Source organism: Pseudomonas sp. B37(2017) (assembly GCF_002112885.1).
GTDB lineage: Bacteria > Pseudomonadota > Gammaproteobacteria > Pseudomonadales > Pseudomonadaceae > Aquipseudomonas > Aquipseudomonas paraglycinae.
Genome location: NZ_NEIX01000010.1, coordinates 220,210 through 230,694, shown reverse-complemented (window position 1 = coordinate 230,694; position 10,485 = coordinate 220,210). Strand labels below are relative to the sequence as shown.

The following is a 10,485-nucleotide window of genomic DNA, read 5'->3' as shown; positions in this document are numbered from 1 at the left end:
CCCCGTTGCCCAGATAGCTCAGTCGGTAGAGCAGGGGATTGAAAATCCCCGTGTCGGCGGTTCGATTCCGTCTCTGGGCACCAAATACCGAAAACCCTGAATCGCAAGATTCAGGGTTTTTTTATGCCTGCGATTTGATGACGGCCCGATCCCGCCCTTCTTGCAGGCCGGAATTCGCGATACGTTGCCCAACCCTTACGGAAGAGGGTCATCCCCGCGATGAACCAGAGAAGAACCCGCGTCCCCCTGCCCCATCCCGCGCAACCCGTAAAACGCACCGACTGGCTGATGATCGCGCTCGGCCTGGTGCTGATCCTGTGCATCGGCCTGATTGCCTACGAAACCGTGGACGGTCTGATTCAGGGGCGCATCAGCAACATGGCGCGGGGGAAATACTTCGCCGTGTATTCACAGGCCGAACAATCCTTCGACTACTGGTTCACTGTTGCCTCGCACTGCATCTTCGCACTCTTCCTGGCGAGCGCAGCCTGGCTACTGATCTGGATGGGGCGCACCGCGACGGTCACGCCACCAGGGCGTGACCGCAAACGTCCCTAGCTGTTGTCGTTCCAGTGGAAAACCAGATTGCGCGCAGCACCACCGCCAATTTCCGCCGCATCCCGGCGCGTTTCACCATTGCGGGTCGCGACGACCGTGTATTTGCCGGGTGGCAACTGCACATACACCAATGGCCCGGTCTGATTCAGCGTCAGCACGGTCTGGCCGGGGGCTTTCTGAATCATCACATCGACATCGGCGGTGTACTGGTTTTGCATGCCGACGGCGAACGTCATGTGCAGGTTGTAGCCCGCGGATTGCTGAATGGCTTTCGACTCATCTTCACCAATCCCGCCGGCCAGATAGCGAACACCGTTTTGCTCCTGCTGCTGTACCTGCACAGCGGCATTGTCGATCGGCTCCAGACTCGCAGCCTGCGCCATGATCGGAAACAGCAGCACCGCCGCAGCGGCAACGGACAGCACGAAGGAAAGAACGCGTTTCATGAGGACGACTCCCGGGCTCTCGCGGAACCCAATCGTTACCTCTGTTTAGATTTTGTCTTGCGGGGTGGGTTTTAGAACGATTGGGAGTTGCGGTTGATACGAAAAGGACTACACGCCGTACTCCTCGTTCGCGGACTTCGTCAGCCTGATCTCGCAAAACCCGCCCACTCTTCCTTCAGTGGCATCAGAGGCGGCCGGCATCCCCAGACCAAGGCAATTGGCATGCTCTTGCTTCTGTTCCCCCTGAGCCGGAAGACCTGATGAGCCAACTAAAACCTGCTGACACGCAAGATCCAAAAATTGATTCGCTACTGGGCGACCTGGGCGAACTGATACGCGAGGCGCGGCAGAAAGTGCTGCGAACGGTCGACACGATTCAGGTCCAGACCTGCTGGCAGATCGGGCGACACATTGTCGAGTTCGAGCAACAGGGTGCCCGGCGCGCGGGGTATGGAAAACAGCTCCTGGCTACGTTGGCAAAGGAACTGACTGCGGACTTTGGGAAAGGCTTCGACGTTACTAATCTTCGAAAAATGCGGCAGTTTTATCAGCTCTTTCCAATTCGAGACGCACTGCGTCTCGAATTGAGCTGGACCCATTACCGCAGGATATTGCAGGTCGAAAGCGAACCCGCCCGGCAGTGGTACATGAACGAAGCCGCTGCGCAAAACTGGTCAAGCCGCGCACTGGATCGCCAGATCAACACGCTCTACTACGAACGCCTGTTGCTGAGCCGAGACAAAACCGACGTCTATGCAGAGGCAGCCACCAACATTGCCGCGATGAAAAGCAATCCCCGGGAATTCATACGCGACCCCGTACTTCTGGAGTTTCTTGGCCTGCCGTCACCGGGCAAGCTTCAGGAATCCGAACTGGAACAGGCCCTGATGGATCAGCTCCAGGGATTTCTCCTTGAGCTGGGCAAAGGCTTCGCTTTTGTCGGTCGCCAGCAACGCATCAGCGCTGGCGACGATGATTTTTACATTGACCTGGTGTTCTACAACTACCTGCTCAAATGCTTCGTCATCCTCGATCTGAAGCGCGGCAAACTCAGCGCCCGCGACGTGGGCCAGATGGACATGTACATCCGCATGTACGACGACCTGAAACGCAGCGAGGGTGACGGGCCAACAGTGGGGATCATCCTCTGCGCACAGCAAAGTGAATCGGTGGCGCACTACACGATCCTCAAGGGCAATGAACAACTGTTCGCCAGCAGCTACAAACTGGTGCTGCCGAGCGAAGAAGAGTTACGAGCGGAGTTGAACCGTGAACACACGCTGCTGGAAGAACGCTTGAGTGATCAACCGGATGATTAACCGGCGACGGATTGTTCACCGAGCTGGCTGGGACTATCGTTGGCAGCTACTCCGCGAAGGTCGAGAGCCATGGGTTTTCAAGAGACGCACGCACTGGAAGATGCTCAGGACAGAACCGCACTCGCAAGCGCCGTTCAGGACGAACCCTTCCACGAGTCCGCTGCGGATGGCTATCCCCTTGGCGGATTCACATGGCGCCACGCGTTGCCCGACCCACTGCGCCCGGTGGTGATCATCAACGCCGCCACGTCCGTGCGCTGTCGCCACTACTCGCGCTTCGCGGCGTACCTGTTCGCCAACGGCTTTGACGTGATCATTTACGACTACCGGGGTATTGGCGAATCGCGGCCGAAGTCGATGAGGCATTTGCAGGCTTCGTGGACGGATTGGGGCGCGCTGGATTTCGAGGCGATGCTCAAGCGCGCGCAGCGGGAGTTTCCCGGGCAGCCGATCGATGTAGTCGGGCACAGCTTCGGTGGCTGCGCAGCAGGCCTGGGGGCCTCTGGAAAGATAATCCGACGACTGGTGACGGTCGGCGCGCAATTCGCTTACTGGCGCGATTACGCGCCCGAGCACCGCTGGCGGATGTTCGGCAAATGGCATCTGCTGATGCCGCTGGTCACACTGTTGTGTGGCTACTTTCCGGGCAAGCGACTTGGCTGGCTGGAAGACACGCCCGCCGGCGTGGTGCGCGACTGGAGCACGCCTGCCGCGCGTTATGAGCGGCGCCCGAGCGGCAGAGCGATGGCGGACTTGCCCTTCGCCAACGTCCGGGCCAAAGCCCTGGCAATCAGCATCAGCGACGATCCCTACGGCACGATTCCCGCCATCGAACGCCTGCTCGCTTACTTCCACAACGCGCAAAAGACCCACCTGCGAATCGAGCCGCAGGACATCGGTGAGCAGCAAGTCGGACATTTCGCCTTTTTTCGCAGCGCATACCAAGCCACACTATGGCCCATCGCTCTGACCTGGCTGCAGACCGGCGAACTAGCCTCCGACACACCGGGGCGCAAAATCCCACGCAGCCAAGCCCTTTAACGCACCACGGAACACACACCATGGCTTCCGCCAACAAGCAGCAAAAACGCGCCGCCCGGGCCAAGACCAAGGCCAAGCAGAACCGCACCAAACGTGCGGAAGCGCCAGTCGAGCTGGACCCGAACGACGACCGCATCGACTTCGAGTCGGTGGACCTGACCGAACTGTTCAAGAAAATGATCGACGCCGAGAAGATCAGCCAGCAGGCCCTGTGCACCGCGTTCCTCGAAGACCCACTGCTGGAGCTGGTGTACGAGCAGGAAGGCGAAGAAGGCGCGATGGATTTCATCCTCGCCGCGCTGATCGAGTACCGCCAATGGTCCACCGAGACCGACGAGGCTGGCGCTCTGGCGTGGATCGAATCGCCGGATTTCCAGAAAGACTATGTGGCCGCGTCCGACGCAATCGCCGCACAAACCCAACAGAAAAACTGAGTTCCCATGGCATCCCTGAACAAGCAACAGAAACGCGCCAAACGCGCCAAGGCCAAAGCCAAGCAGATCCGCATGGTCGGTCGCAAACCTCTGGCGCAGGACGATGACCTCGGCCACCTCGCCGAGCCGATCCCGGAATACACCCTGGCGATGTTCAGCAAGATGCGCGACGCCGAAGCCGTCAGCCGCAACGAAATGCTGCTGACGCTGCTCCGCGAGCTGGCGTTCATCATCGTCGATCACCCTGAACTGCTGGACATGGAAAACGCCGAGAACGAAGGCATGGCCGCCACTCACCTGGCCGCCGACATGCTGATCGACTACCGCATGTGGGCCGACGGCATGGATCGCGAGACCGCCCAGGCCTGGCTGAGCGAACCGGAGTTCATCAGCGATTTCGGGATTGCGCTGGACACCTACGGTCAGTCGGTGGAAGCGCAGGAAGAGAAGAGCGAATAAACCGCTCGCAGTAACAAAAACGGCCGCTTGTCATCACTGACAGCGGCCGTTTTGCGTTACGCGTTGCGGATCAGTTCAGAACCGCGGCGCCACGTTTTTCCAGATTGCGGCGGCGAGCCACCAGCAGGCCGGCAGCGACCACCAGCAGGCTGAGCAGGCCGGTCGCGAGGATTTCCACGCGGTGGGCGTCCTGAAACAGCATGATGGTCAGGGCCGCCACGATGAATACGATCACCGCGTAGGTCAGGCCCGGGAACAGCCACATGCTGAAGACGATTTTCTCGCCGCGGGCCATGCGCTGTTTACGCATGCGCAGTTGCGAAATCGCGATCACCAGGTACACCAGCAGCGCGATGGCGCCGGAGCTGGCCAGCAGGAATTCGAACACTGCAGCCGGAGCCACGTAGTTGGCGAAGGTGCACAGGAACGCCGCACCGGTGGACAGCATCACCGCCCAGTAAGGGGTGCCGCTCTTGTTGGTGCGGGTCGCCATGGCCGGTGCATCGCCACGCTTGCCGAGGGAGAAAAGCATGCGCGAAGAAGTGTACAGCGCCGAGTTCAGGCAGCTGGTCACAGCAACCAGAACCACGATGTCGACGATCATCTTGGCGTTCGGGATGCCCATGCGCTCAAGCACGGTCTGGTAGGAACCGACGCTGGCCAGAACCGGGTCGTTCCATGGCACCAGGGCCACAACGATGAAGATCGATACGAGGTAGAACAAACCGATCCGCCAGATCACCGAGTTGGTGGCCTTGGAAATCTGCTTGCCCGGGTTCTTCGATTCCGCGGCCGCGATGGTCACGATCTCGGTACCCATGAAGGAGAACATGGTGGTCAGGATCGCGCCCAGCACCGCGCCCATGCCGTTCGGCAGGAAGCCCTGGGTGTCGAAGATGTGCGAAACGCCGCTGACCTGGCTGTCCGGCAGGAAGCCGAAAATGGCTGCGACGCCGAGGATGATGAAACCGATGATCGCCACGACTTTGAGCAGGGCGAACCAGAATTCGAACTCACCGTAGTTTTTCACGCTGAACAGGTTGGTCACCGTCAGCAGCATGGTGATGATCAGCGCGAAGGCCCAGATATCCACACCCGGGAACCACGCGTGCAGGATGGTTGCAGCGGCGTTGGCCTCCAGCGGAATCACCAAAACCCAGAACCACCAGTACAGCCAGCCGATGGTGAAACCGGCCCAGTGACCGATAGCGCGGTCGGCGTAAGTCGAGAACGAGCCAGTGTCAGGCGAGGCAACAGCCATTTCGCCGAGCATGCGCATCACCAGCACAACCAGCGCGCCAGCAGCGGCGTAAGCCAGCAGAACAGCGGGACCGGCAGCGGCGATGGCGTGGCCGGAGCCTACGAACAGACCTGCACCGATCACCCCGGCGATCGACAGCATGGTCACATGACGCGGTTTGAGCCCCTGTTCGAGGCCATTGGAGCTTTGGGTACTGCTCATTGAAACTACCTTTGCGAGGAAAGCGATTCAGTCCGGCCCGTCTGGTTTTCCTTCTCGTAAAAAGAAACCAACGGGGCGTTCCAGATTCTGCACGCAATAATTGCGCCAAAATGTTTCAAACTCTTCTGGCCTGCGGTTTTCAGCGCGACCGGACAGTCATCGCAAGTCCTTGAGAATACTGGCCTTTCGCCAAAGCGTTACCCTGCGACCCACTTTCTAGACGAATCAGCGCACCAGAAACACACTGAAAAAGTACGGGATGCACAATAAAAGGGCGAATGAGGAACGTTCGGCCGGTTAGCGCTTCCAACACCCCGCCAAAGCTGGCAACATCGCGCCTTTTTTTACGCGACACCCACGGGAATCCACGTTCAAACACCCGTTCGGTTGTTGATGGGGCGACAGTCTGCTGCGCCGATGCGACAACCTGCCACACGCCATCCGTTTACCGCTCGTAGCGCTGTTGGCTGCCATTGAAACGCTATGCTAGCTTGGCCGCCTCGCCAGGAAGGCCAACCAACAGCAGGAGCGCAACATATATGAGGAACGCACATGGCTGAGGCCACGCCCGCGCTTGAAATCCGCAACTTGCACAAACGCTACGGACAGCTTGAGGTGCTCAAAGGCATCTCGCTGACCGCCCGCGACGGCGATGTGATCTCGATCCTGGGTTCCTCCGGTTCCGGCAAGTCCACGTTCCTGCGTTGCATCAACCTGTTGGAAAACCCGCATCAAGGCCAGATCCTGGTCGCCGGGGAAGAACTCAAGCTCAAGGCCGCCAAGAATGGCGAACTGGTTGCCGCCGACGGCAAGCAGATCAATCGCCTGCGCTCCGAGATTGGTTTTGTGTTTCAAAACTTTAATCTGTGGCCGCACATGAGCGTGCTCGACAACATCATCGAAGCCCCGCGCCGCGTGCTCGGCCAGAGCAAGGCCGAAGCCATTGAAGTCGCCGAAGCGCTGCTGGCCAAGGTCGGCATCGCCGACAAGCGCCACGCGTACCCGGCGCAACTGTCCGGCGGTCAGCAACAGCGCGCGGCGATCGCCCGCACGCTGGCGATGCAGCCCAAGGTGATCCTGTTCGACGAGCCCACCTCCGCCCTTGACCCGGAAATGGTCCAGGAAGTACTTAATGTCATCCGCGCATTGGCCGAAGAAGGCCGCACCATGCTGCTCGTGACCCATGAAATGGGCTTCGCCCGCCAGGTCTCCAGCGAAGTGGTGTTCCTCCACCAGGGCCTGGTAGAAGAGCAAGGATCGCCACAGCAGGTGTTCGAAAACCCGCTTTCGGCGCGCTGCAAACAATTCATGTCCAGCAACCGCTAACGGAGCTACCCGCATGCAGAACTACAAAAAGGTCTTCCTGGCCGCCGCCGTCACCCTCGCGTTCAGCGCCGGTGCCATGGCCGAGACCCTGAAGATGGGCATCGAAGCGGCTTACCCGCCGTTCAACAATAAAGACGCCAGCGGCAACGTCGTCGGCTTCGACAAAGACATCGGCGACGCCCTGTGCGCCAAGATGAAAGTTGAATGCTCCGTGGTTACCTCGGACTGGGACGGCATCATCCCGGCCCTGAACGCCAAGAAGTTCGACTTCCTGATCTCCTCGATGTCGATCACCGACGAGCGCAAGCAAGCGGTGGACTTCACCGACCCGTACTACTCCAACAAGCTGCAATTCATCGCGCCGAAAAACGTCGACTTCAAAACCGACAAGGCTGCGCTGAAAGGCAAAGTGATCGGCGCCCAGCGTGCGACCCTGGCCGGCACCTTCCTGGAAGACAACTTCGGTGACGACATCACCGTCAAGCTGTACGACACCCAGGAAAACGCCTACCTCGACCTGACTTCCGGTCGTCTGGACGGCATCCTCGCCGACAAATACGTCAACTACGAGTGGCTGAAAAGCGACGCCGGCAAAGCCTACGAATTCAAGGGCGACCCGGTGGAAGAAAGCGACAAGATCGGTATCGCTGTACGTAAAGGCGACCCGATCCGCGAGAAGCTGAACGCCGCGCTGAAGGAAATCGTTGCCGACGGCACCTACAAGAAGATCAACGACAAGTACTTCCCGTTCAGCATCTACTGATCCTGACCTGCCGGATCGGCGCCGTTACATGACGGCGCCGATCCCCGGCCTTGCCTGCCGCGATTTGAAAAGAAATCCATGATTATCGACCTCTACGGATTCGGCCCGGCGCTTTTCGCCGGCGCGCTGATGACCGTCAAACTGGCACTCTCGGCCCTGTGCCTGGGGCTGGTGCTCGGTCTGCTCGGCGCCTTGGCCAAGACTTCCCCGTACAAGCCGTTGCAATGGCTTGGCGGAACCTATTCGACCCTGGTGCGTGGCGTCCCGGAATTGCTCTGGGTGCTGTTGATCTACTTCGGTACGGTCAACGCGATGCGCGCGCTCGGTGAGCTCCTCGGCAATCCCGAACTGGAACTCAGCGCCTTCGCCGCCGGCGTCATCGCGCTGGGCCTGTGCTTCGGCGCCTACGCCACGGAAGTGTTTCGTGGCGCGATCCTCGCCATTCCCAAAGGCCATCGTGAGGCCGGCGTGGCCCTGGGCCTGTCGAAATGGCGGATCTTCACCAGACTGATCATGCCGCAGATGTGGCGCATCGCCCTGCCCGGCCTGGGCAACCTGTTCATGATCCTGATGAAAGACACCGCGCTGGTGTCGGTCATCGGCCTGGAAGAAATCATGCGCCACGCGCAAATCGGCGTGACCGTGTCCAAGCAGCCATTCACCTTCTATATGGTGGCGGCGCTCATGTACCTGTGCCTGACCGTGCTGGCGATGATCGGCATGCACCTGCTGGAAAAACGCGCCGCACGCGGCTTCGCGAGGAGCGCTCAATGAATTGGGAAGTCATCATCAAGTGGCTGCCGAAACTGGCTCAGGGCGCGACGCTGACCCTGGAACTGGTGGCCATCGCCGTGATCGCCGGTTTGCTGCTGGCGATTCCACTGGGCATCGCCCGCTCTTCGAAGCTGTGGTATGTGCGCGCTTTGCCCTACGCCTACATCTTCTTTTTCCGTGGCACGCCGTTGCTGGTTCAGCTGTTCCTGGTCTATTACGGCCTGGCGCAGTTCGATGCGGTGCGTAACAGCTCGATGTGGCCGTACCTGCGCGATCCGTTCTGGTGTGCCACCGCGACCATGACCCTGCACACGGCGGCGTATATCGCCGAGATCCTGCGCGGCGCCATCCAGGCGATTCCGCCGGGTGAGATCGAAGCTGCGCGGGCGCTGGGCATGTCCCGCCCGAAAGCGCTGTTCTACATCATCCTGCCGCGTGCCGCGCGCATCGGCCTGCCGGCCTATAGCAACGAAGTGATCCTGATGCTCAAGGCCAGTGCCCTGGCCAGCACCGTGACCTTGCTGGAACTGACCGGGATGGCGCGCACGATCATCGCCCGCACTTACTTGCCGGTGGAGATCTTCTTCGCGGCTGGCGTGTTCTATCTGGTGATGGCTTACGTGCTGGTTCGCGGTTTCAAACTGCTGGAACGCTGGCTGCGCGTCGATGCGTGCCAAGGGCGCTGATTCTTCCGGCGTGCTGACGGGCGAGGCCCTGCTCGCCCGTTTCACGGCACTGGATTCATTTCTCACAGCCCATCAGGCGTTGTGGAAGCCCCGCCCGTTCACTCATCTGCAACTGCCTTGGGAAGCGTCCTACCCGGAACTGGCCTCGTGGCTACGCGGGCGGTCGCTGGAAGATGCGGAAAACGCCCATAACCAGCCTGCCGAACTCTTGAATGCGCCGAAGCCGTTTGCTTCATTGGCGGCGTTGTCGCTTGAGTTGAGTGCGGTGGGTGAACTGCCTGCACATTCGCTGGAAGCCGCCGGGCATCGTCTTAATGTCGATGTGCCGGGGCGCAAATGGCAGCAGATCGAAGCCTTCGCCAGCCGCTTGTCGTTTGCCGCGCAACCGAGACACTGGCTGGATTGGTGTTCGGGCAAAGGTCATTTGGGGCGGCGTCTGCTCGGTGCTGATCAGCAACTCACCTGCCTGGAATATGACCCGGCGCTGGTTGCCAGCGGTCAGGCGCTGAGTCAGCGGCATCACCTGCATGCGCTGCATGTGGAGCAGAATGTGCTCGCGGCGAACACCGCTTTATTGCTGAATGCAGAACACACGCCTGTCGCCCTGCATGCTTGCGGTGATCTGCATGTGCGGCTGATGTATCTGGCTAGTGCCGCCGGTTGCCGGCAATTGGCTGTTTCACCGTGCTGCTATAACCGGATCAGTCGCACTGAATATCAGGCGTTGTCCTCCGCAGGTTCGCGATCAGACTTACAGCTCTCGCTGGAAGATCTTTCACTGCCAATGAGCGAAACCGTCACCGCCGGTGCCCGCGTCCGACGTCAGCGTGACACCTCCATGGCCAGGCGACTGGCCTTTGATCTGTTGCAACGGCAAGTGCGCGGCGTCGACGAATACCTGCCCACGCCTTCTCTGCCCAGCGCCTGGCTGGAGAAACCGTTTGCTGATTACTGCCGCGACCTGGCAGCGCTGAAAGAGTTATCCACAATCGGCTCGCCAGATTGGCTAGCACTGGAAGCCGCCGGTTGGCAGCGATTGGCCGAAGTTCGCAACCTGGAACTGCTCCGCGGACTGTTCCGACGCCCGCTGGAGCTTTGGCTGAATCTTGACCGGGCACTTTTCCTCACCGAACAAGGATACGTCGTACGTCTCGGCACCTTCTGCGAGGCGCCGCTCACACCGCGCAATTTCCTGCTGCTGGCCGAACGCGTTTAAT

General features: G+C 60.1%; 12 protein-coding genes and 1 tRNA gene. 11 read left to right on the top strand and 2 right to left on the bottom strand.

Features of this window, described 5'->3' with window-relative positions:
* Nucleotides 1-7: 7 nt before the first annotated feature.
* Nucleotides 8-83, top strand: a tRNA-Phe gene (locus CAF90_RS23310).
* Nucleotides 84-219: 136 nt separating this feature from the next.
* Nucleotides 220-558, top strand: coding sequence for a hypothetical protein (locus CAF90_RS23305; protein ID WP_085608649.1), 339 nt, complete (start codon nt 220-222; stop codon nt 556-558).
* Here CAF90_RS23305 and CAF90_RS23300 read toward each other — a convergent pair.
* Nucleotides 555-1,004 (bottom strand): hypothetical protein, encoded by a 450-nt coding sequence (locus tag CAF90_RS23300; protein WP_085608648.1) that lies wholly within the window; start codon nt 1,002-1,004, stop codon nt 555-557. The genes CAF90_RS23305 and CAF90_RS23300 overlap by 4 nt on opposite strands.
* A 260-nt stretch (nt 1,005-1,264) precedes the next feature.
* Here CAF90_RS23300 and CAF90_RS23295 point away from each other — a divergent pair, with 260 nt between their 5' ends.
* The 4 genes from CAF90_RS23295 (at nt 1,265) to CAF90_RS23280 (ending at nt 4,257) form a co-directional block, all read left to right on the top strand.
* Nucleotides 1,265-2,323 (top strand): YhcG family protein, encoded by a 1,059-nt coding sequence (locus CAF90_RS23295; RefSeq protein ID WP_085608647.1) that lies wholly within the window; start codon nt 1,265-1,267, stop codon nt 2,321-2,323.
* A gap of 69 nt (nt 2,324-2,392) precedes the next feature.
* Nucleotides 2,393-3,364, top strand: coding sequence for an alpha/beta fold hydrolase (locus tag CAF90_RS23290; protein WP_085608646.1), 972 nt, complete (start codon nt 2,393-2,395; stop codon nt 3,362-3,364).
* A 20-nt stretch (nt 3,365-3,384) separates the two neighbouring features.
* Complete coding sequence (locus tag CAF90_RS23285; RefSeq protein ID WP_007952560.1) at nt 3,385-3,798, top strand: hypothetical protein; 414 nt, start codon at nt 3,385-3,387, stop codon at nt 3,796-3,798.
* Nucleotides 3,799-3,804: 6 nt separating this feature from the next.
* On the top strand, nt 3,805-4,257 hold the full coding sequence (locus tag CAF90_RS23280) for a hypothetical protein (RefSeq protein ID WP_085608645.1): 453 nt from the start codon (nt 3,805-3,807) through the stop codon (nt 4,255-4,257).
* 70 nt (nt 4,258-4,327) lie between these two features.
* Here the strand turns inward: CAF90_RS23280 and gabP are convergent, their stop codons facing one another.
* The gene (gene gabP, locus CAF90_RS23275; RefSeq protein WP_085608644.1) at nt 4,328-5,719 is read right to left on the bottom strand and encodes a GABA permease; all 1,392 of its coding nucleotides are present in this window, start codon (nt 5,717-5,719) and stop codon (nt 4,328-4,330) included.
* A gap of 552 nt (nt 5,720-6,271) precedes the next feature.
* Here gabP and CAF90_RS23270 point away from each other — a divergent pair.
* The 5 genes from CAF90_RS23270 to CAF90_RS23250 all read left to right on the top strand — a co-directional run bounded on the left by CAF90_RS23270 (nt 6,272) and on the right by CAF90_RS23250 (nt 10,484).
* Nucleotides 6,272-7,045 (top strand): ABC transporter ATP-binding protein, encoded by a 774-nt coding sequence (locus CAF90_RS23270; protein WP_007897462.1) that lies wholly within the window; start codon nt 6,272-6,274, stop codon nt 7,043-7,045.
* A gap of 13 nt (nt 7,046-7,058) precedes the next feature.
* Nucleotides 7,059-7,808, top strand: a complete 750-nt coding sequence (locus CAF90_RS23265) for an ABC transporter substrate-binding protein (RefSeq protein WP_039764659.1) — start codon at nt 7,059-7,061, stop codon at nt 7,806-7,808.
* 78 nt (nt 7,809-7,886) lie between these two features.
* The gene (locus CAF90_RS23260; RefSeq protein WP_085608643.1) at nt 7,887-8,582 is read left to right on the top strand and encodes an ABC transporter permease; all 696 of its coding nucleotides are present in this window, start codon (nt 7,887-7,889) and stop codon (nt 8,580-8,582) included.
* Nucleotides 8,579-9,268 (top strand): ABC transporter permease, encoded by a 690-nt coding sequence (locus tag CAF90_RS23255; protein WP_007952568.1) that lies wholly within the window; start codon nt 8,579-8,581, stop codon nt 9,266-9,268. Before CAF90_RS23260 ends, CAF90_RS23255 begins: the two co-directional genes overlap by 4 nt.
* Nucleotides 9,249-10,484 (top strand): methyltransferase, encoded by a 1,236-nt coding sequence (locus CAF90_RS23250; protein WP_085608642.1) that lies wholly within the window; start codon nt 9,249-9,251, stop codon nt 10,482-10,484. The genes CAF90_RS23255 and CAF90_RS23250 overlap by 20 nt, the downstream gene beginning before the upstream one ends.
* The last annotated feature ends 1 nt before the right edge of the window (nt 10,485 follow it).